The following is a 24,590-nucleotide window of genomic DNA, read 5'->3' as shown; positions in this document are numbered from 1 at the left end:
GAAAAAATTATGGCAAGTTACTTTATTGGTGTGGATGTCGGAACCGGAAGCGCCCGTGCTGGCGTGTTTGATCTCAACGGCAGAATGGTCGGCCAGGCCAGTCGGGCCATCGAGATTTACCGCCCGCAGGCCGATTTTGTTGAGCAGTCTTCCGATAACATCTGGCAGGCAGTGTGTAACGCGGTTCGCGATGCGATTAACCAGTCGGATATCAACCCTATCCAGGTGAAAGGTCTGGGCTTTGACGCGACCTGTTCACTGGTGGTGTTGGATAAAGAAGGTAAACCGCTGACCATTAGTCCGTCCGGGCGCAGCGAACAGAATATCATTGTGTGGATGGATCACCGCGCCATTACTCAGGCTGAGCGCATTAACGCCCTGCATCATCGGGTGCTGGACTACGTTGGCGGTATTATCTCCCCGGAAATGCAAACGCCCAAACTGCTGTGGTTGAAGCAACATATGCCCAACACCTGGGCCAATGCGGGATACTACTTTGACCTGCCCGATTTCCTGACCTGGCGCGCAACGGGCGATGACACGCGCTCACTGTGCTCGACGGTGTGTAAATGGACCTATATGGGCCATGAAGACAAATGGGATGACAGCTATTTCCGCCAGATTGGGCTGGAAGACTTGCTGGAACATGATGCTGCCAAAATTGGTCGCTACGTGAAAACCATGGGCGAACCGCTCGGTCATGGTCTTTCTCCGCGCGCCGCCAGCGAAATGGGGCTGATTCCGGGGACCGCTGTCAGCGTCTCGATCATCGATGCCCACGCCGGTACGCTCGGCACGCTCGGCGCGAGCGGTGTCTCTGGCGAGGTGGCGGATTTTGACCGCCGCGTCGCGCTGATTGGCGGCACCTCTACCGGACACATGGCGATTTCCAAAGAGCCGCGTTTTATCGGCGGCGTTTGGGGTCCTTACTACTCAGCAGTGCTGCCAGAATACTGGCTTAACGAAGGTGGACAGTCGGCAACCGGAGCGTTAATCGACCACGTTATTCAGTCGCATCCTTGTTACGAAACCTTGTTGACCCAGGCGAAATCTCAAGGGCAGACCATTTATGAAGTGCTGAATGCGCTGCTGCGTAAAATGGCCGGTGAGCCGGAAGATATCGCATTTTTAACCCGCGATATGCACATCCTGCCCTATTTCCACGGCAACCGTTCACCGCGCGCCAACCCAACGCTCACAGGCGCTATCACCGGACTGAAGCTGTCGCGCACGCCGGAAGATATGGCGTTACAGTACCTCGCGACCATCCAGTCCATTGCGCTGGGAACCCGTCATATCATTGAAACGATGAATCAAAGCGGCTACACCATCGATACCATTATGGCCAGCGGCGGCGGGACGAAAAACCCGATCTTCGTTCAGGAGCATGCCAACGCCACCGGCTGTGCGATGCTGCTGCCTGAAGAGAGCGAAGCCATGCTGCTGGGTGGCGCCATGATGGGAACTATCGCCGCGGGCGTGTTCGATACCTTCCCGGAAGCAATGTCAGCGATGAGCCGGATTGGTAAAACGGTTACCCCGCAGACTAATCGCATTAAGCAGTACTACGATCGCAAATATCGGGTATTCCACGAGATGTATCAGGATCATATGAAATACCGCCAGTTGATGCAGGAGGACGCATGAGTAACTCCTGGTCTCAGGCCAGCGGCGTATTCCAGCTCTATAGCGATGCCCTGGCGGGTCTGGGGCAGCATCTGACTGAACCTGTCTGGCAGTCGCTGATGGCGGAGCTGCGCGGTTGTCAGGGCAAAATCGTCGTCACCGGCGTCGGTACCTCTGGCATTGCAGCGCGTAAAGTCGCGCATATGCTTGCCTGCGTGGAACGTCCAGCGATTTACCTCAACGCGACGGATGCAGCGCATGGCGATCTCGGTTTTTTACGCGCCGACGACCTGGTGATTATGCTGTCACGCGGGGGTAATTCGGACGAGCTCACCCGGCTGCTGCCCGGACTGGCTGCAAGGAATGTGCCCATCCTGAGCGTGACTGAAAACGCCGATTCGGCCATTGCTAAAGCCTCGAGGCTAGTGATTTCCACAGGCGTTCAGCGAGAGGCCGACCCGCTGAACATGTTGGCTACCACCTCTATTTTACTGGTGCTGGCTATCTTTGACGCCGCCTGTGCCTGTCTGATGAGCGAAAGCGGCTACTCAAAGGAAACGCTGCTGGCGGTACATCCGGGCGGCGATGTGGGATTAACGTTGAGTCGTGAGAAGTAACGCCAGACAGCTGTTACGGAGGTAATGAATCTGTTGCCTCCGTCGTATTGCTACGTTCACTTTAGGTTTTTCACTTCTCTGCGATAGCATGTTCATACCTCCCTCCGCCAGCATTCCCCCCTCTGGCATTTTTTTATATCTCAACAAAAAGATAAAACAGTGAAAAAGCGGATTAACGCGCTGCGTTCCACTCCCGCTATCTGTTCCGCACGTTAAAAATTCTGTGACGCTCTCCAGCATTCCTGGTGGAAAGCATTCCATTCCTCAAATCTATGAGCAAACTTTAGCTATTCTTATCAAACATACTTACGGGAGACCCTACAGATGATGTCAACGCTTGCTCCGCCATCTGTACTTTCCGCTCCCCAGCGCCGTTGCCAGGTTCTGCTGACGCTTTTCCTGCCAGGGCAAATCGCGACTACACAAACCTTCAGCAGCCTCAATGGTGTCGATGATGCCACGGTTCAGGAAGATATTATTGGCGCAGGGCTCGAAATCCAGCGCTATCACCGGCTCACGATAGCCACCGCGCAGAATGGTGGCTATGCGATCGAAGGAACCCCGCTAAATCAGCGTCTGTGTCTGTTGCAGTGGCTGCGTCGTGGCCTGCGGATTTGCCCTACTTTTATCGCTCAGCATTTCACGCCCACTTTAAAAATTGCTCTTAAACAACAAGGTATCGCACGTACGCTGTATGACGACACCAATCTGCATGCGCTCATCAATCTGTGCTCCCGGCGCTTACAGAAGCCGTTTGAATGTCGTGACATCCAGTTCCTGCGCTTGTATTTACAATATTGTCTGCTACAGCACCACGCGGGGATCACCCCGGAGTTTAATCCACTCCAGCAACGGTGGGCACAATCCTGCGCTGAGTATCCGCTCGCCGAGGAAATTGGCCGCCACTGGCAGCGCCACGTCATGCAAAGTGCGCCGCTGGGCGAATCGCTGTTTATGGCGTTGTTATTCTCAATGATCCGCATCCCCGACCCGATCCGCGATAATCACCAGCAGGATCGCCGCCTGCGCCTTGCTATTGCGCGGCTGGTGCTGCGTTTTCGCGAGTATGGCAACGTGCGCTTCAGCGACGAGCAAGGGCTGAATGACCAGTTGTATATCCACCTGGCCCAGGCACTGAACCGCAGCGTGTTTGCCATCGGCATTGATAACACGCTACCGGAGGAGTTCAGCCGACTTTATCCCCGGCTGGTTCGAACTACCCGCGAGGCGATTCACGGCTTTGAAGCGGAATACGATGTCCAGTTTTCAGAAGAAGAGATCGGCCTGGTCGCCGTTATTTTCGGCGCCTGGCTGATGCAGGAGAAGGATTTGCACGAAAAACAGATTATCCTGCTGACCGGTAGTAACGAACAACTTGAAGCGCATATAGAACAACAGCTGCGCGAACTGACGCTGCTGCCGCTCAACGTAAAACACATGCCGATGCAGGACTTTCAAAAAGAGGGAGCGCCGCGTGGCGTAACGCTGATTATTACACCGTACACCACGCCGCTACCGCTGTTTTCTCCCCCGCTGATTCATGCGGATCTGGCGCTTACGTCTCACCAGCAGCAGCAAATCCGCAAAATCCTTGAATCATAACGTCGCAGGCTGCGCCACCACTTTCGGGCGCAGAACGATAGCTGGTAGCGCCACCAGCGCCATCACCCAGAATACGCCGCTGCCCAGGTTCTGGTACAGATAGCCGGCGAAAACGGTCATGATGGCGATACTGCCGCCCATCGCCACCGCAGAATATACCGCCTGCAGACGAATCACTTCACTGCCCTGTCGCGCAGCAATGTAACGCATCGCCGCCAGGTGGCAGACGGTAAACGTTCCGCAATGCAGGATTTGCACCACAATCAGCCATGGCAGCTCTGTGCTCCAGCCCATCAGACCCCAACGCGCCACGCCGCAAACGGCGGAAAGCAGCAGAAGATCGCGAGCGCTAAAGCGGCGAAACAGCTTGTGGCTTAGCGCAAAAATAATCACTTCCGCCACCACGCCTAATGACCATAAATAGCCCACCGCCGAAGCGGAATAACCGGCAGACTGCCAGTAAATGGCGCTGAAACCGTAATAAGCTGCATGTGCGCCCTGCAGCAGACTCACGCAGGCCAGAAAACGCCAGCTTTGGGTTATTAGCGCGCGCCAGGCGGGCCATCCTGCGCTCTCCTGCTGACGGTTTTCACCCGCTGGTTGCACGCTCGGGCGAATCATCATGCCCAGCAGCATTGAGGCGGCGCCAAGCGATAACAGGACCAGGATCACCCGATAGTCGAACAGGCTCACCAGTTTGCCGGTCAACGCAGAGCCGATCACAAAGGCCACGGATCCCCACAGTCGCACCCGACCGTAATCCATGGTTATCTGTTTTTGCCAGGTGTTGGCCAGTGCGTCGGTCAGCGGCACCAGCGGTGAGAAAAACAGGTTAAAGCCGACCATCACCACCATCAGCCACGCCACGTTAGTCCCCGCCCAGAAGGCCAGCGCAAACACCAACGTCAACAAGGCCAGAATACGTAACGCTGAGATCAGCCGAGAGGGATCGCTCACACGCGGTGCAATCAGCAAGCTACCGAGAAAACGGGCAATCAGCCCCGCGCCCAGCAGTAAGCCGATGGTTTCCGGCGTCAGCCCTAACCCTTCGAGCCAGACGCTCCAGAAAGGCAGAAAGATACCGTAGCTAAAGAAGTAGGTGAAATAACCGAGCGCCAGCCAGCGCGTGGAATGCAAAGCCATGAATCCCTCCCGTTTGGAGGCGATAGTCTGGCGACAAACGCAGGCTGGCGCAAGAGAGCATTAACAGGCAGATAACATGATTTTTGCCCTATTCGACGCTAATTTGCATCGCAAAATGGCAGCGTTCTCCCTGCGCTAAAACCTGCAATCCCGGCTGCCCCTGCATGTTGTGGGCATTCACCGGATGCGTTTGCGGCTCCAGGCACAGGAACTCCTCACCCGACATTCTGAACAGCATCAACCACGGAGTTTGCGCTAAAATCGTGACTTTCATCACATCTCGCTGAATAACGGCCCGCCCGCTCCAGCCAGAATATCCGACATTCAGCCAGCTATCCTCACCGTATTGCGCATGCTTGAAATCCGCCACTGCAGGGATATCGCGTTGCCATTCCAGCGGCAGATGCTGTTCCCCCTCCGGCCAGTAACCGCCGGCGGTGAACTGCGCCGTGCTGCGCTTATCAAAGGCGAAAAATGGATGGAACCCACAGCCGTAAATCATTGGCTGCTCACCGCAATGGGTGAGCGTCAACGAGGCGTGCAGGCTTGAGGTTTCCAGTTGATAACAAAGCCGCGCCGTATAGTCGTAGCCGCAGGGGTGCCAACTGCGCAACTGCAGCAAACAGCCGCTTTGGGTAGCGGTAATAATCTGCCAGCGTTGCAGCCAGCCGTCACCGTGCAGGAAGAAAGTGTCGTCTGCGCCATGCTGAGGTAAAACCACCTCTTCACCGCGCAGCATAAAACGATTTCCCGCCACCCGATTCGCGACCGGCAGCATCGGGAACAGGCCGCAATCACCAGGCCGCTGACCATGACCTTCGCGTAAAATGGCCTGTTGATGTTGTAACGAAACCAGGCTTAATAGAGAACCGCCCTGCGGATCGACGCACATCCGCAGATGTGCGTTTTGTAGCGTCAGCAGACCATCCATTAGCGGGCGCTTCGCGGTTGGGTTGATGCACCGACTTTTGTATGCTGCGCCGCCAGCTGTTCTTCCAGCGCTTCCAGCGTCACGCCTTTGGTTTCCGGTACATTACGCAGAACATAGATGAAGCCCATCGCGCAAATCACACCGTACAGCAGGAAGCTTCCCGACGCGCCCAGACTCGCATTGAGCAGCGGGAAGGTATAGGTCAGCAGGAAACAAGCAATCCACAGCGCCAGCGTCCCCAGCGACATTGCCAGCCCGCGCACGCGGTTGGGAAAAATTTCTGATAGCAGCACCCAGGTCACCGGCGCCAGCGTCAGAGCATAAATCGCGATTGCCGCCAGCACCAGAACCAGAACCGGCCAGCCCATAATGCCCAACCCGTACGCCCCGGCAATCAGTACGTAGATAACCGTCAATCCTGACGCGCCGAACAGCATCAGTTTACGACGGCCAATTTTGTCCACTAACGGCAGAGCGGCAAGGGTAAAGACCAGATTGATGCTCCCTGTCGCCACGATCGATTTTAACGTACCGTTGATGTCGAATCCGGCAGAGGCGAAGATCTCCTGCGCATAGTTGAAAATAACGTTGATCCCACACCACTGCTGGAACACTGCCAGCACCATGCCAATAATCACGATCGGTTTGATCTGCGGTTGTAACAGCGTTGACCACGCGACCTTGTGATTATCTTTTTGCAGCGTATGTTCAATCTCTTTCAGCGTTTGCCCGGCATATTCCGCCGAACCAATGCGCTGCAGCATGGCACGCGCACGATCGGCTTTGCCCGCTTTCACCAGCCAGCGCGGCGATTCAGGTACAAAGAACATCAGCACCAGGAAAATTACCGCAGGCACTAATTCAGCACCAAACATCCAGCGCCAGCCTGTCTGACCGTTCCAGCTTTCAACAATTGCCTGCTGCGTAGCGCCTGTGGCAACAGGTTCGGCAATCATCAGGTTGATAAGCTGCGCCGCCAGCACGCCAATGACGATGGTGAGCTGGTTAACGGCAACAAAGCGACCTCGCTTTTCAGCGGGGCTGACCTCGGCGATATACAGCGGACTTAGCGCAGACGCCAGACCAATCCCCACGCCGCCCACAATGCGATAGACAATAAACATGTCGAAATTGCTGGCGACGGCAGTTCCCCAGGCAGAAGCGCTAAACAGGATAGCTGAGAGAATCAGCGGCATTTTTCGGCCAAATTTATCGGCGCACCAGCCGGAAATCAGTGCGCCAAAGATACAACCAACCAGCGCGGAACTCATCGCCCAGCCGGATTGCGCCGGATCGGTAATCGAGAAATATGCTTCATAGAAGGGTTTTGCCCCGCCGATCACCACCCAGTCATAGCCAAACAGTAAACCTCCGCAGGCCGCAACCAGGCAGATAGTCCAGACATAACCAATCTTTAAATGTGTCTGCGCGTTATTCATTATGATTCCTCTTTCAGGGAAACGCAGGGTACAGTAGGTTTCGGGTGAGGTTATCCCCCACCCGTTTCGGGTATTACTGGAAAAGCCTTACGTTAATGGCGTGACGCAGCAGTAATGCCTTGTCATGTGCCGGATTGAGTTGCAGGAGTTCATCAAGTTCACGCTGACAGGCGGCGCTATTTCCTAGCCCCAGATGCCCGAGCGCATTGATAAACAGGCAGTGTTGCTGGTGTTTTGCTTGTGCTGAGGTATCCAGCACCACCAGGTCGGGTAGCGATACGGCAAAGAAATCGACATCCGGCACGTTGTCGTGATGCGACTCAACCCATTGCAGGAAGCTATTGAACAGAGCGTCCGCCTCTGCATCATCGCCAAGTTTTCTCTGCGCCATACCCTGCCAGAAGAGATAGTCCACTGGCTGGTCGTTATAGTAACGTCCGGCATCCAGTGAGCTTCCGCCGCGCGTCGCACGGGAGAAGTAGCGCTGAGATTCTTCGAAATGGCCTTGCAGCTGCGCGCAATACCCCAGCAAATACCAGATGTCGTTATCCGTTTGCCCTGGCAAACGGCCTTCTCCGAGGTTTTGCGGATAGTGCAGCGCCTGTTGCAGTTGCGTAATAGCAGTTTGCGGGTCGCCGGACTGCACGGCAGCCAGCGCACGATGTAATTGATTAAGCAGATATTGCCCGGTGGCTTTACCTTCACCGCCTTCCCATGGATGGAACACCCGCTCACGTAATACTGCGGCGGCATCATCATAGCGCCCCAACCCATTCCACAAGCTGAGCAGTTCCACCGTCAGATCATCACGCAGGAAGACAATCTCTTTACTGGCTTCCAGCCGCTGCAGGCGCTGTTCAGCCGGTTGTGCCATCAGCTTGTTGAGATAGTCGAGTTCAAACAGGAAGCGGGCATTTTGCGGCTCCAGCGCCACGGCTTGCGACAGATACTGTTTCGCCTGCTGTGCATCGTGCAGTTTGTTCCAGGCGTAAATCCCCAGTAAGCGATGCGCCGGAGCGAAATCCGCTTCCTGCGCAAGCGTGAACTGCCAGCAGGAAACCGCCTCGGCATAACGCCGTTTGCTGTACCAGAAACAGCCGAGTAAATAGCGGGCAAAAGCGCTTTGCTCAAGAGTTTGCAGCATCTGCACTTCATCCAGCGTATTGGGGAAACGCACGCGGTTTTGCAGACACTCACGAGCACGTTCAATGAAGGGTTGTGGATTATCGCTCAGCGAGGCGCGCCACAGCATCGGCAGCGTTTCCTGGCTGTCGAGCAGTTCCAGCACGCCACGGGCAGCATCCTTTTGCCCCAAAGAGGTCAGCCAGCCTGCCAGTTCACACGCGTTGGTCCCGCGACGCCCGGTAATCGAGATCAGCGCAAGCGCTGTCGCTTCGTCCTGGCAGATTGCCCAGCGTGCATAATGCAGGGTATAGCTCAGCGGATAATCCACCAGCTGTTGGCGAATGTAGTCCAGCGCTTGCGCATTGCGATCAAGCTTTGCCAGCGCCAGCGCTTTCAGCCCCATCGCCAGGTTATTACTGCCGTTAAAGCGCAGGCTCTGCTCCACCTTTTCCAATGCGCCAGCGTAGTCCTGACGCTTCATCGCCAGACGCGCTAACGACCAGAAAGCCGCATCCCGGCAGTTGCCGCTCCAACTGGCCTTATAATAATTATCCCACGCGCTGTCATCATCGCCCTGACGTTCCTGTGCGGCGGCCAGCAGCATACTCGCCTCGCCATCACGCGGATTTTTATTGAGCTTATGCGCCCGCTCCAGCGCCTTGCCGGCACATTGTGCCGCCAGCGCCCAGTCCGCGCGGTTTAGCGCCAGCGTCCCCAGGGCCACATTATTGCGGTAGTCCAGCGGATCAACGTCGAGCGCGCGGCGATAATAATCTTCGGCATAGCGGCTGGCATGGTTGTACTGCTCCAGATGCTGACCAATAAAATAGAGTTCATCGGTATTAGAAAGCGCTTCTGGCAGCGCTGGCGCGACGGCCGCCGATGGCAGTGGTAACTCTTGCGCGATGTGCTCTTCGTACTGCAAAAGCGTAGTGCCATCGGCGCCAGTGACAGTCATCGTTACCCGCGCATGGTTATCGTCAGACACATCAGCCAGCCAGCTTTGTCCGGGCTCCAGGGTCAGCGTATGCTCATAGAACGGTTGTCCATCGGCAGAAAGCGTAACCTGCACGTCGCGCAGCGGCGCAATCGCATAAACGCCCACAGAAAGCTGGCTACGCTCACGCACCAGACGAAGCGCCAACTGCGTACTGGCGTTTTGCACCATGCCCAGTTCGCTGTAGGGCAGGAAGTTTTGCACAAAGACTTTCTCTTCGTACGGCGCAAGCCAGGTGAAATCCGGCTGGTTGTCGGTAAAGACCCCAGTCATCAGTTCAATATAAGGACCGTTGTCATCGGTAAGGTTACGATCCCAGGCAACGCCAAAGTCGCCATAGCCCCAGGTCCACTGTTTTTTCCCTGGCGAAACGTGGTGGTCAGCCACATGTAGCAGACCGCCTCGCTCACCGTGATGCCATGCGCCAACAAAATCATAATCTGATTTTTCAGCCATGTAGGAGGTCGGTACCGGCACGTTTTTGTAGCGCGAGATATCCACGCCAGCCGAGTAGTCCACTTTATAGTATGTACCGGTGGCGATAGGAAACGCAGAAACATCACGCTTACCGTGGTCAAATACTGCGGTCACATCCGGCGGAAACACGCTCTGGTGATCGTCGCCGCCCTTCACCGCTGGATTCGCCCACCATAAAAAATGGCGCGGCGTAGCGTTACCGTTAAACACCTTCCCGGTTATCTCGATCAGGGCGCGATCCGGATACAGCGTAAATCCGGTCATCACCTGTAAACCGCGCATAGGTTCTACCTCACCCATCCATACGGTATATTCGCCGTGTTCACCCTGTTGCTGCGTAAAATCGACTGGCATAAAAGTGGTTGGGCGATGATGCTGCGGCCAGTTAAATTCAATGCCACCAGAGATCCACGGCCCAAGCAAACCAACCAGAGCGGGCTTCACCACTTCGTTGTAGTAGACAAAATCGCGCTGCTGAACTTTGTCATACGCTCGATGAATACGCCCGCCTAACTCCGGCAACAGCATGACGCGAATGAAGTCATTCTCCATCCACACCGCCTGATAGTCGCGCATTTCACGTTTGCCGGTCAGCGTATCAATCACGCCATACGGATACACCGCGCCAGAAGATCCCTGGTAAACCCGCTTTTCCAGAAACATTGGGTTGGCATCTTCTTCACCCGCCGTCCACGTTGGGAGGGTGATCGTTTCTTGCCAGACTTTAACTAAACCGTACATGCCGCTCTCCACTCAATAAGCAAAAGTAAAAATTCAACTTGATGCTATTCTGCGGCAGTTAAGTGGCGCTAAAATGCGCAATGCTCACGCAATATAGTTAAGGGAGTTAAGTGAATGCAGCGTTCGGGGTTCAACAACGCCAGGGTTCGTCAGGCGAATAAGCAGATCTTTTTGTCGCATCTGTGGCGGGAAAAGCAGCTCAGCAAGTCACAGCTGGCGCAGCTCACCGGCCTGTCGATCCCGGCGGTCAGCAATATCCTCGAAGAGCTGATGGATGAGGGGAGAATTAGTCATTCGCGAAAAACCTTAAGCCAGCGCGGTTTGAGCAGCGGCAGCTATCATTTGCCAGAAAAAGGCGCATGGACGCTATGTATCAACGTCACCCCTACCAGTATCACCAGCCAACTGGCGGACGCACGGCTGGTTGCCATCGGCGACTGGCGTCATGAGGTCATTAAGCCGGAAACCCCCAAAGCGCTGCTGTCAGCCCTTGCTGCACACTGGCGGGAATACCGTCGACAATTTCCCGAGGTCACGATTAATCTGGCGCTCGGCGTTCACGGCCAGGTTGATCCGATCACCGGCGCATCAAAAACCATGCCCCAGGCCCCGTGGAAAACACCGGTGGAAATAAAATATCTGCTGGAAGAGATGCTCGGCGTACAGGTCCGCCTGGACAATGACTGCGTGATGCTGGCGCTGGCCGAAAAATGGCAAAACCCAGCGGCTAACGGTGATTTTTGCGTGATTAACGTTGATTACGGTATCGGCTCATCGTTTGTGATTAACGACAATATCTGGCGCGGTAGTCTGTATGGCAGCGGCCAGATTGGACACACCATCGTTCATCCCGATGGAATTGCCTGTGACTGCGGTCGCTATGGCTGTCTGGAAACGGTGGCGTCATTGAGCGCGTTGAAAAAACAGGCCCGCGTGTGGATGAAATCGCAGCCGACGTCCCTTTACGATCCGGAAACGCTCACCACCGACCAGCTTATTACTGCCTGGCAGAACGGTGATGTTCGTATTCAGGCCTGGGCCGAGCATGCCGCCAATGCCATTGGGCTTAGTTTATATAACTTTCTGAATATACTGAATATTAATCAGATATGGTTGTACGGTCGTAGCTGTGCTTTTGGCGATAGCTGGCTCAATACCTTGGTGCAGCAAACTGGGTTTAACCCGTTTGATCACGGTGATAACCCGCGCGCCAGAGCGACTCAGATAAGCTTCGGCCAGCTCAATCGTGCCCAGCAACTCATGGGAATTGGCTATCTGTATGTCGAGTCACAGCTCAGCGAGTTGTAACCATTACACCGTCAGACTCACGGCCAAACGTTCATGTACCGTGGCGATAAAATCGGTCAGTGCCGGTTTGAGAGATCCTTTTTTCCACGCCATCAGCAACGCGATGGTTGGGACATCACCAATAATTGGCCGAAAAACCACCTGTCCGGTATTAAAATTATTCATATAACCGGGTATCAAAGTCACCCCCAACCCCATGCCGACCAGGTTCATGGTCACCAGAATGTTGGTTGCCACTTGCACAATGTTAGGCTGGCTTTTTTGCTGCTGAAACCAGTTTTTGACAATCATCGCTAACGCGCCGGAATAGGCCGGATCGGTGCTGACAAAATTCACGCCGTGTAGTTGTTCTGCGGAGATTGCCTGCTCATTAGCTAACGGATGATTCACCGGTAACACAACTACCAACGGCTCATGAATCAGCTCCAGATAATCGAGATCCGGGCTGTACACCGGGTGGCGCATTAAGCCAACGTCCAGCTCTCCGCTGAGGATCTTCTCTTCCTGCTCGGTGGTGATCAGACTCACCAGTTCAATGTGCGTATCCGGTTGTTTTAAACGAAACAAAGGCAGCACCTTCGGCAACAGATTGACCTCTGCGGAAGGGACAAAGCCAATGGAGAAATGATTATCTTCCTGCACCGTTCTACGGGCACGAACTTTGGCGTTTTCCGCCTGTTCGAGGATCGCCAGCGCATCCTGTAAAAAGCACTCACCGGCCGCCGTCAGCGCAACTTTTCGTTTATCCCGCACCAGCAACGGAACGCCCACGCAGGTTTCAAGATCGCGGATCTGGCTGCTTAACGACGGCTGAGAGGTATGCAGCTTTTCTGCCGCTCGGGTGAAATTCAGCGCCTGCGCCACTGCTACGAAATAGCGTAAGTGCCTCAGTTCCATGCCCTGCTCCTTGTTATCGAAAAAATGTCTCAACTGGTAGAAATTTACTATTTCACAGATTGATAACTAACCAGCAACATCCTTAGGGTACAAAAAAAGAAGGTCAATACATCTTAGCTTTCAGGATTAAAAAATATGACCACACCCTCAAATTTAGACATCTACCAACTGATCGACACGCAAAACGGTCGCGTAACCCCACGAATTTATACCGACCCTGAAATTTACCAACTGGAGCTGGAACGCATCTTCGGACGCTGCTGGCTATTTCTCGCCCACGAAAGCCAAATCCCTAAACCCGGTGATTTTTTTAACACCTACATGGGCGAGGATGCGGTGGTGGTGGTTCGCCAGAAAGACGGCAGCATCAAAGCGTTTCTCAACCAGTGTCGCCACCGTGCGATGCGCGTCAGCTACGCCGACTGCGGCAATACCCGCGCCTTCACCTGCCCGTATCACGGCTGGTCTTACGGAATTAACGGCGAGCTGATCGACGTGCCGCTGGAGCCGCGCGCTTATCCGCAAGGTTTATGCAAATCCCACTGGGGGCTGAACGAAGTGCCTGGCGTAGAGAGCTACAAGGGACTGATTTTCGGTAACTGGGATACCTCCGCGCCTGCGCTTGGCGATTATCTCGGCGACATCGCCTGGTATCTCGACGGCGTACTCGATCGTCGTGAAGGCGGCACCGAAATCGTCGGTGGCGTCCAGAAGTGGACCATCGATTGTAACTGGAAATTCCCTGCCGAACAGTTTGCCAGCGACCAGTATCACGCACTGTTCAGCCATGCCTCTGCGGTGCAGGTGCTGGGAGCGAAAGACGACGGTAGCGATAAGCGCCTCGGCGATGGTCAGACCGCCCGCCCGGTGTGGGAAACCGCCAAAGACGCGCTACAGTTCGGTCAGGACGGGCACGGCAGCGGATTTTTCTTTACTGAGAATCCTGATGCCAACGTCTGGGTCGATGGTGAGGTCTCCAGCTACTACCGCGACACCTACGCGGAAGCCGAACAACGCTTGGGCAAGGTTCGCGCCCTGCGTCTGGCCGGTCACAACAACATTTTCCCCACGCTTTCCTGGCTCAACGGTACCGCCACGCTGCGCGTCTGGCACCCGCGTGGGCCGGACCAGGTTGAGGTGTGGGCGTTCTGTATTACCGATAAAGCCGCCTCTGATGAAGTGAAAGCCGCGTTTGAAAACAGCGCCACGCGGGCTTTTGGCCCCGCCGGGTTCCTGGAGCAGGACGACTCGGAAAACTGGTGTGAAATTCAAAAACTGCTGAAAGGTCATCGCGCACGCAACACGAAATTGTGTCTGGAAATGGGGCTTGGCCAGGAGAAACGTCGTGAAGACGGCATTCCGGGGATCACCAACTACATCTTTTCGGAAACCGCCGCGCGTGGCATGTACCAACGCTGGGCCGATTTGCTCAGCAGCGAAAGCTGGCAGGAAGTGCACGAGAAAACCGCCGCCTACCAGCAGGAGGTGATGAAATGAGCACTTTAGTTTCTCTCGAACTGCATCATCGCATCAGCCAGTTTCTGTATGAAGAAGCGCGTATGCTCGACGACTGGCAGTTTCGCGACTGGCTGGCGCAACTGGATGACGACATTCGCTACACCATGCGTACCACGGTGAACGCCCAGACGCGCGACCGTCGCAAAGGCGTGCAGCCGCCGACCACCTGGATTTTCAACGACAACAAAGACCAGCTTGAGCGCCGCATCGCGCGGCTGGAAACCGGCATGGCCTGGGCGGAAGAACCGCCGTCGCGTACCCGTCATCTGATTAGTAACTTACAAATCAGCGAAACCGACGTGCCCGACGTGTTCGCCGTGCGCCTCAACTATCTGCTGTATCGCGCGCAAAAAGAGCGCGATGAAACCTTTTACGTCGGCACGCGCGTGGACAAAGTCCGTCATTTGCCCGGCGATGAGTGGCGCTTACTGGCGCGTGAGATCGTGCTGGATCAAGCGGTGATCACCTCCCATAACCTGAGTGTACTGTTCTGATGAGCCGTGTATTTGCCTGCCCTGTAGGGGATTTGCCGGAGGGTGAAGCGCTCCGGCTTGATACCTCGCCCGTCATCGCGCTGTTCAATGTTGGCGGCGAGTTCTATGCCATTAACGATCGCTGTAGCCACGGTAACGCCTCGATGTCGGAAGGTTATCTGGAAGAAGACGCTACGGTGGAATGCCCACTGCATGCCGCCAGCTTCTGCCTGAAAACCGGCAAGGCGTTGTGTTTACCCGCCACCGATCCGCTAACCACCTACGCAGTATATGTGGACGGTAGCGATGTGTTTGTTGATATTCCGGAGGACGCCAGATGAGCGATTTACGCGATAACGTGGTCTTTATCACTGGCGGCGGCTCCGGCCTTGGTCTGGCGCTGGTCGAGCGTTTCATCGAAGAAGGTGCGCAGGTCGCCACGCTGGAACTGTCGCCAGCTAAAGTTGCCAGTCTGCGTCAGCGCTTTGGCGAACATGTACTGGCAATCGAAGGCAACGTCACCTGCTACGCCGACTATCAGCGCGCGGTGGATCAAATCCTCACAGCGTTTGGCAAGCTGGACTGTTTTATCGGTAATGCGGGCATATGGGATCACAACGCCTCGCTGGTCAATACGCCTGCAGACGTACTGGAGAGCGGCTTTCATGAGCTGTTTAACGTCAACGTGCTGGGTTATCTGCTGGGGGCGAAAGCCTGTGCCCCCGCACTTATCGCCAGCGAAGGCAGCATCATCTTTACCTTGTCCAATGCGTCATGGTATCCCGGCGGCGGCGGCCCTCTGTATACCGCCTCTAAACATGCGGCTACCGGACTGATTCGCCAGTTGGCCTACGAGCTGGCGCCAAAGGTACGTGTTAACGGTGTCGGTCCGTGCGGTATGGCGACAGATCTACGCGGCCCGCAAGCGTTGGGACAAAACGATACATCGATTATGCAGTCGCTGACGCCAGAAAAAATCGCCGCTATTTTGCCGCTACAGTTTTTCCCTGAGCCTGCGGATTTTACCGGTCCGTATGTGATGCTGGCGTCAAAACGCAACAACCGCACATTAAGTGGCGTAATGATCAATGCCGACGCCGGTCTGGGTATTCGCGGTATTCGTCACGTTGCCGCCGGACTGGATCTCTGAGGAGGCGTTATGAACCAAAAAACTATCGCTATCGTCGGCGGCGGCCAGGCTGCTGCTATGGCTGCTGCCGCACTGCGCCAGCAGGGATTTAACGGCGAATTACACCTGTTTTCCGATGAGCAGCATCTGCCCTATGAACGCCCACCGCTCTCCAAAGCGATGCTGCTGGACGACAATCCGCAACTTCAGCCGATACTCCCCGCTGGCTGGTGGCGGGAACACAACGTACAGCTGCATCTGGGTGTTACTGTACAGACGCTCGGCCGCCAAACGCATCAGTTGGTGCTGGCTGATGGGCAGAGTTATCCGTGGGATCGGCTACTGATTGCGACGGGCGCTGCGGCACGCCCCCTTCCGCTGTTAGATAAGCTGGGCGATCGATGCTTTACTCTGCGTCATGCCGCTGATGCCGAGCGCCTGCGCGACACTTTGTTGCCGGGTAAGTCGATTGTCATTGTCGGTGCGGGCACCATTGGTCTGGAACTGGCGGCCAGCGCGACTCAACGAGGCTGTCAGGTGACAGTGGTGGAGCTGGCACCAACGGTCATGGGCCGTAACGCGCCTGCTCCGGTGCGCGACTACCTGCTTGCCCGCCACCAGCAGGCGGGCGTGCGGGTGTTACTTAACAGCGCCATTGAACACGCCGAAGCGGGAGAGTGTCTCTCGCTGATGCTGCAAAACGGCGAGACGCTGCTGGCCGATGTGATGGTTTACGGCATCGGTATCGTGGCGAATGATGCGCTGGCCCGCGAAGCGGGGCTGGAGACGGCGAACGGCATTATCGTTGGTAGCGCCTGCACCACCGCCGACCCGGACATTTTCGCCGCCGGTGACGTAGCGATAACGCGCAAGTCCGACGGTTCGTTAGTACGCATGGAAAGCTGGGAAAACGCCAATTTTCAGGCACAAATTGCCGCCGCCGCAATGCTAAATCTGCCGTTGCCGGAGAAGACACCTGGCTGGTTCTGGACCGACCAATTTAATGACAACCTACAATTTGTTGGCGAAATGCAGGGAGAAAGCTGGTTCATACGCGGCAATTCAGATGCGCATAAAGCAATATGGTTTAACCTGCAGGATGGCGTGATTGTCGGCGCAGTAACGTTGAATCAGGGCCGAGAAATACGTTTATTGAGAAAATGGATTCAGGCAAAGAAAAAGCCACCAATGGCGGCTTTAGTCGATGAAACAATCTTGCTTAAGTCAATATAACTGCCGGATGGCACTTCGTTTATCCGGCCTACATGTGAGTTACCTGTAGGCCGGATAAGGTGTTTACACCGCCATCCAGCAATCAGTATGGCTTACGCGTAAACAGGGAAGCGTGCGCAGATATCCAGAACTTTACCTTTGACGCGCTCGATTACGGCTTCGTCATTGATGTTGTCCAGCACGTCACACATCCAGCCAGCCAGCTCTTTCGCTTCCGCTTCTTTGAAGCCACGGCGAGTGATTGCCGGAGAACCGATACGGATACCGGAAGTCACAAACGGGCTCTTCGGATCGTTCGGCACGCTGTTTTTGTTGACGGTGATGTTGGCGCGGCCCAGCGCAGCGTCAGCTTCTTTACCGGTCAGGTTTTTATCAACCAGATCCAGCAGGAACAGGTGGTTTTCAGTCCCGCCAGAAACCACTTTGTAGCCACGGTTCAGGAACACTTCCACCATCGCTTTGGCGTTTTTAGCAACCTGCTGCTGGTAAACCTTGAACTCAGGCTCCATCGCTTCTTTCAGCGCCACGGCTTTCGCTGCGATCACGTGCATCAGCGGGCCGCCCTGCGCGCTTGGGAACACAGCAGAGTTCAGTTTTTTGTACAGCTCTTCGTCACCGCCTTTCGCCAGGATCAGGCCACCGCGTGGACCCGCCAGGGTTTTGTGGGTGGTGGTGGTCACAACGTGTGCATGTGGAACCGGGTTCGGATAAACACCAGCGGCAATCAGACCCGCAACGTGCGCCATATCGACGAACAGGTATGCACCGATGCTGTCAGCGATTTCACGCATTTTTGCCCAGTCAACAACGCCGGAGTAAGCAGAGAAGCCACCGATGATCATCTTCGGTTTGTGCTCTTTGGCCTGCTTCGCCATGTCTTCGTAGTCAATTTTGCCGGACTCATCAATACCGTAAGGGATGATGTTGTACAGTTTGCCGGAGAAGTTAACCGGGGAGCCGTGAGTCAGGTGGCCGCCTTGTGCCAGGTTCATACCCAGAACGGTATCGCCCGGTTGCAGCAGAGCGGTGTAAACAGCGAAGTTAGCCTGAGAACCAGAGTGCGGCTGTACGTTAGCGTAGTCAGCGCCAAACAGCTCTTTCGCACGATCGATAGCCAGTTGTTCAACGATATCAACGTACTCGCAACCGCCGTAGTAGCGCTTGCCCGGATAACCTTCAGCATATTTGTTGGTCAGCTGAGAACCCTGCGCCTGCATAACACGCGGGCTGGTGTAGTTTTCGGAGGCGATCAGTTCGATGTGCTCTTCCTGACGTACTTTTTCCTGCTCCATAGCCTGCCACAGTTCGGCATCATAATCGGCAATGTTCATTTCACGCTTTAACATCCGCATCTCCTGACTCAGCTAACAATAGAATTTCGGCCTAAAAAGGCAGTCCCGTTGGACGACGGCCAACAGTATAACCGAATCATTCTTCGATAACAGGTCTTGACAAAGGATTTTACGCAAACGATTACCTTCACGGCACGCAAGGCTTTGGAGAACAAAGGTCTGCTTAATTTCAACGGATTTCTTTTCAGGTTTGTGATGCAGATTTTTCACGATGTAACCTTTACAACGCAAAGTTACAAAGAACCATTTACAATGCAGGGGTATTTTTTATAAGATGTATTTGACATACATCATTAAAGTCTCAGATAAAGGAAGACCGTATGCTTGACGCACAAACCATCGCTACAGTGAAAGCCACCATTCCCCTGCTGGTTGAAACAGGTCCGAAGCTGACCGCACATTTCTATGATCGCATGTTTACGCATAACCCAGAGCTGAAAGAAATTTTCAACATGAGTAACCAGCGTAATGGCGATCAGCGCGAGGCGCTGTTTAACGCGATTGCCGCCTATGCCAGCAATATCGAAAACCTGGCGGCGCTGTTGCCAGCGGTTGAGAAAATCGCGCAAAAGCATACCAGTTTCCAGATTAAACCAGAGCAGTACAACATCGTGGGTGGTCATTTGCTGGCAACGCTGGACGAGATGTTCAGCCCTGGCCAGGAAGTTCTGGATGCGTGGGGTAAAGCGTATGGCGTACTGGCGAACGTTTTCATCAACCGTGAAGCGCAAATCTATAGCGAAAATGCCAATAAAAATGGCGGCTGGGAAGGTACCCGTCCTTTCCGCATCGTGGCAAAAACCCCACGCAGTGCACTGATCACCAGCTTTGAGTTTGAACCTGTCGATGGTGGCGCAGTAGCTGAATATCATCCGGGACAATACCTGGGCGTCTGGTTAAAGCCGGAAGGTTTCCCGCATCAGGAAATTCGTCAGTACTCACTGACCCGTAAACCTGATGGCAAAGGCTATCGTATTGCCGTTAAGCGTGAAGACGGTGGTCAGGTTTCCACCTGGCTGCACAACCATGCGAATGTTGGCGACGTTGTTCACCTGGCCGCACCTGCGGGCGATTTCTTTATGGACGTTGCGACCGACACCCCGGTATCTCTGATCTCCGCGGGCGTGGGACAAACCCCAATGCTGGCGATGCTGGACACGTTGGCGAAAGCGAAGCATACGGCGCAGGTTAACTGGTTCCACGCGGCAGAAAATGGCGATGTACATGCCTTCGCTGATGAAGTAAATGAACTCGGCAAAACGCTGCCACGCTTTAGTGCACACACCTGGTATCGTGAGCCAACCGAAGCCGATCGCGCGAAAGGTGCGTTTGATAGCGTAGGTCTGATGGATTTGAACAAACTGGAAAGCGCAATCAGCGATCCGGCGATGCAGTTTTATCTGTGCGGTCCGGTTGGTTTCATGCAGTTCGCCGCGAAGCAGCTGGTCGGCCTGGGCGTGAAAAACGAGAACATTCATTACGAATGCTTCGGTCCGCATAAAGTCTTGTAATGTATTATGCGAGTAGGCCGGATAAGGCGCTTACGCCGCCATCCGGCAATCACTCGGCCTGATGCGCTACTCTTATCAGGCCGACAAATTAACGGCGCGGCTTAGATTGCCGCGTCGTCTTCTTCACCGGTACGAATACGAATAACGCGAGCCACGTCGAAGACAAAAATCTTACCATCGCCGATCTTGCCGGTCTGGGCAGTACGGATAATGGTGTCGACGCAGGTATCGACGATGTCGTCGGTAACCACAATTTCAATTTTTACCTTCGGCAGAAAATCCACCATATATTCCGCGCCACGGTACAGCTCGGTATGGCCTTTCTGACGGCCAAAGCCTTTCACTTCCGTTACCGTCATCCCGGTGATACCGACTTCTGCCAGCGCTTCGCGGACGTCGTCCAGCTTGAAGGGTTTAATAATCGCATCAATCTTTTTCATGCTATTCCTTGAAAAGGTCGCCTGTCTTTTGATCGAATAAAGCTAACATAATCCGCAGATTTATTCTTTGAAATCGTTTGCATCCAGCTCGTGTCGAGAAAGCAACTTATAGAATTCGGTGCGATTGCGCCCCGCCATTCTTGCCGCGTGAGTCACATTGCCCTTGGTGATTTGCAGCAGCTTACGCAGATAGTTGAGCTCAAACTGGTTACGCGCCTCAACAAATGTCGGCAGCGCGGTGTTTTCCCCTTCCAGCGCCTGCTCCACCAGCGCGTCGCTGATCACTGGCGAAGAGGTCAACGCCACGCACTGCTCAATTACGTTTACCAGCTGACGCACGTTGCCCGGCCAGCTGGCGGTCATTAACCGCTTCATGGCATCGGTTGAAAAGGCGCGTACGAACGGTTTGTGCCGTTCAGCAGATTGGCGCAGCAGATGGTTCGCCAGCAGCGGAATATCTTCCGTACGCTCGGCCAGAGCAGGGATCTTCAGACTCACCACGTTGAGGCGATAGTACAAATCCTCGCGAAATTCTCCCCGAGCCATCGCTTTGGGTAAATCGCGGTGGGTCGCAGAAACGATCCGCACATCAATGTCGATATCGCGGTTACTGCCCAACGGTCTGACTTTTCGTTCCTGCAATACGCGCAGCAGTTTCACCTGTAACGGCGCAGGCATATCGCCAATCTCATCGAGAAACAGCGTGCCGCCTTCCGCGGCCTGAAACAGCCCTTCACGATTACTCACCGCGCCGGTAAAAGCGCCACGCGCATGACCAAACAGTTCAGACTCCAGCAGTTGTTCCGGCAACGCGCCACAGTTAATGGCAATAAAGGGCTTGTGGCTGCGCGGGCTGGCGTTGTGAATAGCCTGGGCGAAAACTTCTTTCCCGGTTCCGCTTTGGCCGTTGATCAAGACACTAACATCCGATTGCGCCACCATTCGCGCCTGTTCCAGCAGACGTAGCATCAGCGGGCTGCGGGTGACTATGGACTCACGCCAACTGTCATCAGTAGCAGGCGCAGACTGTTCCAGCGCCCCGTCAATCGCGTGATATAACGCATCCTTGTCGACTGGCTTAGTGAGAAAACTGAACACCCCTTGCTGGGTCGCCGCAACGGCGTCCGGGATGGAGCCGTGAGCGGTCAGGATAATCACCGGCATGCCCGGCTGCACTTTCTGGATTTCAGTAAACAGCTGCATGCCGTCCATTTCATCCATGCGCAGATCGCTGATAACCAGATCCACTTTTTCACGGTTCAGTACCCGTAACCCTTCCTGCCCACTTTCCGCGGTCACAACGCTGTAGCCTTCGCTGGTCAGCCGCATTCCAAGCAATTTCAACAGGCCCGGATCGTCATCCACCAACAGCAGATGCGCGGGCTTACGGCTTATCATGGCGTAACCTCATCGGCAGACGGCGCTGCGCCTTCTTCGTTATCAGGCGTAGTGAGTTTATCGTTCCCGTGCGGCGCATCAGGATTGTAGTTACCGGCGGGTTTGCGCGTTGAAAGCTGGCGCTCAATATCGGTCAGATTCTCCAGCTTGCGGGTCGTGAGATCGAGCTGGGACTGCAAATGTTGTTGCTGTTGACGCAGCGTATCGAGATCGCTGTCTGACGACTGCTGGAGCTTACTGTAGCGCAGGCGCTCTTCGGCAAGCTGTAACTGCAACATTTGATTACGGAACCAGGCCTGATAAAGCGGTCGAACCTGACTTGGAATTTGTGGGCTTAACGCGTCGAGACGCGTAACTGCCTCTCGCCGTTCAGGCGGGGTAATGCGGGCGTTATCAAGCAGGATCCCGCGTTTGAAAGCGCCCTGCCAGGTATCCGTGAGCTGAGCACTGGCTTCACTGCGCGCCTGTACCGGCATCATGCGATCGGCACAGTCCATCGCCCGCAGCCAGTACAGCGGGTTGGTTTCTGTGGACTGGCCAGACAGCGACCAGATATCCGTACAGTCGGTTGCAAGGTAGTCCGCCAGTTGATTAGGCGGAATTTTCTCCTGCGAAGGATCGCCGATAATGTGATTCACCGCGTTCGGGACGCAACCAACCAGTGCCAGGCACGGCAGGCTTGCGAGGATGACGCGATGAAGAAAATGTCGTTTAAGCATTCGGGCAACAACGTATGGCATACTCACCAGACTTAGGTTTATTTTAGTGATTTTTCGCAGCAGCTAGCGGCAGTTCTATGCGAAAACAAACGTTTTGCGCGTGGTCATCAACCAGATACAGTTTGCCCGGCATACGGCGAATGCAATCTCTGGCAATGCTTAGCCCCAACCCGCTTCCTTTTACCGCCCCTTTTCGCTGATGGCTACCCTGGAAAAAAGGCTCGAAGATCATGGTCTGTTCTGCTTCTGGGATCGGTGTGCCGGTATTCATTACATCGATGTATACCGTTGATCCATGCAAACTGCTGCGGATCCAAATGTTACCGGATTCAGCGCCGTAGTGCACCGCATTGGAATAAAGATTGTCCAGCACGCTCATCAACAGCATCGGTTCCGCCAGGCAGGCGTTCACCGCAAGCGCAACATCAGTATGTATCATTTTGGCGCGAGCGGGCAGGCTATGCGCAGAAACAACGCTTTCCACCAGCGGCGCGATTTCCACACTTTCAAGCTCAGCCTCATCATCCGCCAGCTTGCGGTTGTAATCGAGAAGTTGCTCAATCAGTTTTTGCAAGTTGCGGCTGCTGTCATCGAGGATGCCGACCACCTCTTTTTGCTCCGGTGTTAACGGGCCCACTACCTGATCGGCCAGCAATTCGGTACCTTCACGCATACTCGCCAGCGGTGTTTTCAGCTCATGAGAAAGATGGCGTAAAAACTGATGCCGTTGCGACTCAAGCCAGGAGAGGCGTTCGCTTAACCAGATAATACGCTGCCCCACGGATCGCAGCTCACGGGGCCCAGTTAATAATACGCTATCGCCCAACGAGCGCCCTTCTCCCAGACGGTTGATCATCCGTTCGATGCCCTTCACCGGACCGATAATCATACGGGTAAACAACAGCACCATCGCCAGGCTAAGGAGAAACAGCACCAGTGCCTGCCAGCCAAAAAACTGCCCGCGTTCGGCTATTTCCTGCTGTAACTGCTGGCCACGAGAAAAGACGACGGTACGCGTCGCTTGCACCATCTCGGTATTGGCATTGGCGAACGCTTCCAGCCGTGCAGCCGACACACTGTCAGGGCCGCTGTTTTTACACTGCAACTGCGCGAGATCGTTAAGATCCTGACGCAACGCCTGGTAGAGCTTGGTATCTGGCAACACCCCCGCATGCGCATCCAGCATATCGCTGTAGCGTTTACGCTGACTTTGGTAGACCTTGGCCAACGTTGAGTCATCAAGCACACAGTATTGCCGATAGCTGCGCTCCATCTCCAGCGCAGCATTGGTCATCGCTTCACTGCGTCTGGCGTCAATCAGCGTGGTGCGGTTCGTCAGCGCAGCCTGCGCGCTCAGGGCATTCAGACTTTGCCATGCCTGCCAGGCCAAAACTAACAACGGCAACAGGATCAGCAAAAATGCCAACATCACCAATTGACGTAAAGATCGGGGGAAAACTGACCAGCGCTTCAAGGCGTTACTCTCAATGGACAGGAATAGGTTGATGCTAACTGAGGGGAACGCCAGATACAACAAAGCCGGGATTAACCCGGCTTTGTTGCGGAATAAGGCGGTGCCTAACTCGACGTTTCGCCCGGAGGTTGATATGAGCTTCGCTAATATCAGATGTTGGACGGCAGGCACCTTGTTGTGCGTCATTCGAAGTTTATGTAGCACGTCCCGAAGGGGCTGACATAAGAAGGTGAATGAGCCACTGGTTAATATTATGCAGCATCTGTGCCAATATTCAAAACACTTTATTAACACAATGATAAATATAGAAAATATGATTATTTATATGAGAAATGATATTGTCCATTTTTCACCCACACCGTCGCCAATCAGCAACACCTGTAACACTTAAAAATAAATTCGTTTTAAATCAAATAATTAAATGTCTCTTTTTGGCGACA

Annotated in this window: 20 protein-coding genes; 10 read left to right on the top strand and 10 right to left on the bottom strand. The window is 54.6% G+C overall.

All coding sequences use genetic code 11. From position 1 onward, the window contains the following. The first annotated feature begins 9 nt into the window (after window positions 1-9). From OGV98_RS03700 to csiE, 3 genes are all read left to right on the top strand, one after another. Window positions 10-1,647 (top strand): FGGY-family carbohydrate kinase, encoded by a 1,638-nt coding sequence (locus OGV98_RS03700; RefSeq protein ID WP_032937903.1) that lies wholly within the window; start codon window positions 10-12, stop codon window positions 1,645-1,647. Continuing rightward, window positions 1,644-2,243, top strand: coding sequence for a KpsF/GutQ family sugar-phosphate isomerase (locus OGV98_RS03695; RefSeq protein WP_032949792.1), 600 nt, complete (start codon window positions 1,644-1,646; stop codon window positions 2,241-2,243). The genes OGV98_RS03700 and OGV98_RS03695 overlap by 4 nt, the downstream gene beginning before the upstream one ends. Before the next feature lie 324 nt (window positions 2,244-2,567). Further along, entirely contained in the window at window positions 2,568-3,845 is a 1,278-nt protein-coding gene (gene csiE, locus OGV98_RS03690) for a stationary phase inducible protein CsiE (RefSeq protein WP_003037652.1), read from the top strand. On the opposite strand, the gene OGV98_RS03685 is transcribed toward csiE, so the two are convergent. From OGV98_RS03685 to OGV98_RS03670, 4 genes are all read right to left on the bottom strand, one after another. Continuing rightward, window positions 3,840-4,988, bottom strand: coding sequence for a 3-phenylpropionate MFS transporter (locus OGV98_RS03685; protein WP_003037650.1), 1,149 nt, complete (start codon window positions 4,986-4,988; stop codon window positions 3,840-3,842). The two genes, csiE and OGV98_RS03685, sit on opposite strands and share 6 nt — an antisense overlap. Window positions 4,989-5,076: 88 nt before the next feature. Beyond that, window positions 5,077-5,919 (bottom strand): aldose 1-epimerase, encoded by an 843-nt coding sequence (locus OGV98_RS03680; protein WP_057101991.1) that lies wholly within the window; start codon window positions 5,917-5,919, stop codon window positions 5,077-5,079. Beyond that, window positions 5,919-7,358: a sugar porter family MFS transporter gene (locus tag OGV98_RS03675; RefSeq protein ID WP_286551034.1), complete on the bottom strand. Its 1,440-nt coding sequence runs from the start codon at window positions 7,356-7,358 to the stop codon at window positions 5,919-5,921. The genes OGV98_RS03680 and OGV98_RS03675 overlap by 1 nt, the downstream gene beginning before the upstream one ends. Window positions 7,359-7,431: 73 nt before the next feature. Next, window positions 7,432-10,698, bottom strand: a complete 3,267-nt coding sequence (locus OGV98_RS03670; protein WP_202581074.1) for a DUF5107 domain-containing protein — start codon at window positions 10,696-10,698, stop codon at window positions 7,432-7,434. A gap of 114 nt (window positions 10,699-10,812) precedes the next feature. On the opposite strand from OGV98_RS03670, the gene OGV98_RS03665 reads away from it, so the two are divergent. Next, a complete protein-coding gene (locus OGV98_RS03665) occupies window positions 10,813-12,006 on the top strand; it encodes an ROK family transcriptional regulator (protein WP_044701981.1) in 1,194 nt (397 codons plus the stop codon). A gap of 3 nt (window positions 12,007-12,009) precedes the next feature. On the opposite strand, the gene hcaR is transcribed toward OGV98_RS03665, so the two are convergent. Further along, window positions 12,010-12,903, bottom strand: coding sequence for a DNA-binding transcriptional regulator HcaR (gene hcaR, locus OGV98_RS03660; protein ID WP_044701979.1), 894 nt, complete (start codon window positions 12,901-12,903; stop codon window positions 12,010-12,012). A 135-nt stretch (window positions 12,904-13,038) separates the two neighbouring features. Between hcaR and hcaE the strand changes: the two genes are divergently transcribed. The 5 genes from hcaE to hcaD are packed head-to-tail and all read left to right on the top strand — an operon-like array spanning window position 13,039 to window position 17,256. Continuing rightward, window positions 13,039-14,400: a 3-phenylpropionate/cinnamic acid dioxygenase subunit alpha gene (gene hcaE, locus OGV98_RS03655; RefSeq protein WP_003847087.1), complete on the top strand. Its 1,362-nt coding sequence runs from the start codon at window positions 13,039-13,041 to the stop codon at window positions 14,398-14,400. After that, complete coding sequence (gene hcaF / locus OGV98_RS03650; RefSeq protein ID WP_003847085.1) at window positions 14,397-14,915, top strand: 3-phenylpropionate/cinnamic acid dioxygenase subunit beta; 519 nt, start codon at window positions 14,397-14,399, stop codon at window positions 14,913-14,915. Before hcaE ends, hcaF begins: the two co-directional genes overlap by 4 nt. Then, window positions 14,915-15,235 carry a 3-phenylpropionate/cinnamic acid dioxygenase ferredoxin subunit gene (hcaC, locus tag OGV98_RS03645; protein ID WP_003838408.1) on the top strand — a complete coding sequence of 107 codons (321 nt, stop codon included), beginning with the start codon at window positions 14,915-14,917 and terminating at the stop codon, window positions 15,233-15,235. The genes hcaF and hcaC overlap by 1 nt, the downstream gene beginning before the upstream one ends. Continuing rightward, a complete protein-coding gene (hcaB, locus tag OGV98_RS03640) occupies window positions 15,232-16,044 on the top strand; it encodes a 3-phenylpropionate-dihydrodiol/cinnamic acid-dihydrodiol dehydrogenase (protein ID WP_003838406.1) in 813 nt (270 codons plus the stop codon). The genes hcaC and hcaB overlap by 4 nt, the downstream gene beginning before the upstream one ends. 9 nt (window positions 16,045-16,053) lie before the next feature. Next, complete coding sequence (hcaD, locus tag OGV98_RS03635) at window positions 16,054-17,256, top strand: phenylpropionate dioxygenase ferredoxin reductase subunit (protein WP_202581073.1); 1,203 nt, start codon at window positions 16,054-16,056, stop codon at window positions 17,254-17,256. Window positions 17,257-17,348: 92 nt separating this feature from the next. Here hcaD and glyA read toward each other — a convergent pair whose 3' ends face one another. Next, a complete protein-coding gene (gene glyA, locus OGV98_RS03630) occupies window positions 17,349-18,602 on the bottom strand; it encodes a serine hydroxymethyltransferase (protein WP_003037627.1) in 1,254 nt (417 codons plus the stop codon). A gap of 326 nt (window positions 18,603-18,928) precedes the next feature. On the opposite strand from glyA, the gene hmpA reads away from it, so the two are divergent. Beyond that, on the top strand, window positions 18,929-20,119 hold the full coding sequence (hmpA, locus tag OGV98_RS03625; protein ID WP_003037624.1) for an NO-inducible flavohemoprotein: 1,191 nt from the start codon (window positions 18,929-18,931) through the stop codon (window positions 20,117-20,119). Window positions 20,120-20,220: 101 nt separating this feature from the next. Here the strand turns inward: hmpA and glnB are convergent, their stop codons facing one another. Genes glnB through qseE form a run of 4 tightly spaced genes read right to left on the bottom strand, consistent with a single transcriptional unit; the run spans window position 20,221 to window position 24,150 of the window. Next, window positions 20,221-20,559: a nitrogen regulatory protein P-II gene (gene glnB / locus OGV98_RS03620; protein ID WP_002914032.1), complete on the bottom strand. Its 339-nt coding sequence runs from the start codon at window positions 20,557-20,559 to the stop codon at window positions 20,221-20,223. Window positions 20,560-20,619: 60 nt separating this feature from the next. Then, window positions 20,620-21,954: a two-component system response regulator GlrR gene (gene glrR / locus OGV98_RS03615; protein ID WP_304502307.1), complete on the bottom strand. Its 1,335-nt coding sequence runs from the start codon at window positions 21,952-21,954 to the stop codon at window positions 20,620-20,622. Beyond that, entirely contained in the window at window positions 21,954-22,697 is a 744-nt protein-coding gene (qseG, locus tag OGV98_RS03610; protein WP_044714650.1) for a two-component system QseEF-associated lipoprotein QseG, read from the bottom strand. Before qseG ends, glrR begins: the two co-directional genes overlap by 1 nt. Before the next feature lie 22 nt (window positions 22,698-22,719). Then, on the bottom strand, window positions 22,720-24,150 hold the full coding sequence (qseE, locus tag OGV98_RS03605) for a two component system sensor histidine kinase QseE/GlrK (protein WP_202581320.1): 1,431 nt from the start codon (window positions 24,148-24,150) through the stop codon (window positions 22,720-22,722). Between the last annotated feature and the right edge of the window lie 440 nt (window positions 24,151-24,590).

The sequence above is a fragment of the Citrobacter sp. Cf136 genome, assembly GCF_030333815.1.
Classification (GTDB): Bacteria; Pseudomonadota; Gammaproteobacteria; order Enterobacterales; family Enterobacteriaceae; genus Citrobacter; species Citrobacter freundii.
Note: the sequence above shows the minus strand (reverse complement) of the source record. Positions and strands in the feature narration are given on the sequence as shown.

What these genes read in the sequence shown, in the direction of transcription:
- OGV98_RS03700 (WP_032937903.1), top strand. Translation starts at nt 10, where the DNA reads ATGGCAAGTTACTTTATTGGTGTGGATGTCGGAACCGGAAGCGCCCGT.
- OGV98_RS03695 (WP_032949792.1), top strand. Translation starts at nt 1,644, where the DNA reads ATGAGTAACTCCTGGTCTCAGGCCAGCGGCGTATTCCAGCTCTATAGC.
- csiE (WP_003037652.1), top strand. Translation starts at nt 2,568, where the DNA reads ATGATGTCAACGCTTGCTCCGCCATCTGTACTTTCCGCTCCCCAGCGC.
- OGV98_RS03685 (WP_003037650.1), bottom strand. Translation starts at nt 4,988, where the DNA reads ATGGCTTTGCATTCCACGCGCTGGCTGGCGCTCGGTTATTTCACCTAC.
- OGV98_RS03680 (WP_057101991.1), bottom strand. Translation starts at nt 5,919, where the DNA reads ATGGATGGTCTGCTGACGCTACAAAACGCACATCTGCGGATGTGCGTC.
- OGV98_RS03675 (WP_286551034.1), bottom strand. Translation starts at nt 7,358, where the DNA reads ATGAATAACGCGCAGACACATTTAAAGATTGGTTATGTCTGGACTATC.
- OGV98_RS03670 (WP_202581074.1), bottom strand. Translation starts at nt 10,698, where the DNA reads ATGTACGGTTTAGTTAAAGTCTGGCAAGAAACGATCACCCTCCCAACG.
- OGV98_RS03665 (WP_044701981.1), top strand. Translation starts at nt 10,813, where the DNA reads ATGCAGCGTTCGGGGTTCAACAACGCCAGGGTTCGTCAGGCGAATAAG.
- hcaR (WP_044701979.1), bottom strand. Translation starts at nt 12,903, where the DNA reads ATGGAACTGAGGCACTTACGCTATTTCGTAGCAGTGGCGCAGGCGCTG.
- hcaE (WP_003847087.1), top strand. Translation starts at nt 13,039, where the DNA reads ATGACCACACCCTCAAATTTAGACATCTACCAACTGATCGACACGCAA.
- hcaF (WP_003847085.1), top strand. Translation starts at nt 14,397, where the DNA reads ATGAGCACTTTAGTTTCTCTCGAACTGCATCATCGCATCAGCCAGTTT.
- hcaC (WP_003838408.1), top strand. Translation starts at nt 14,915, where the DNA reads ATGAGCCGTGTATTTGCCTGCCCTGTAGGGGATTTGCCGGAGGGTGAA.
- hcaB (WP_003838406.1), top strand. Translation starts at nt 15,232, where the DNA reads ATGAGCGATTTACGCGATAACGTGGTCTTTATCACTGGCGGCGGCTCC.
- hcaD (WP_202581073.1), top strand. Translation starts at nt 16,054, where the DNA reads ATGAACCAAAAAACTATCGCTATCGTCGGCGGCGGCCAGGCTGCTGCT.
- glyA (WP_003037627.1), bottom strand. Translation starts at nt 18,602, where the DNA reads ATGTTAAAGCGTGAAATGAACATTGCCGATTATGATGCCGAACTGTGG.
- hmpA (WP_003037624.1), top strand. Translation starts at nt 18,929, where the DNA reads ATGCTTGACGCACAAACCATCGCTACAGTGAAAGCCACCATTCCCCTG.
- glnB (WP_002914032.1), bottom strand. Translation starts at nt 20,559, where the DNA reads ATGAAAAAGATTGATGCGATTATTAAACCCTTCAAGCTGGACGACGTC.
- qseG (WP_044714650.1), bottom strand. Translation starts at nt 22,697, where the DNA reads ATGCCATACGTTGTTGCCCGAATGCTTAAACGACATTTTCTTCATCGC.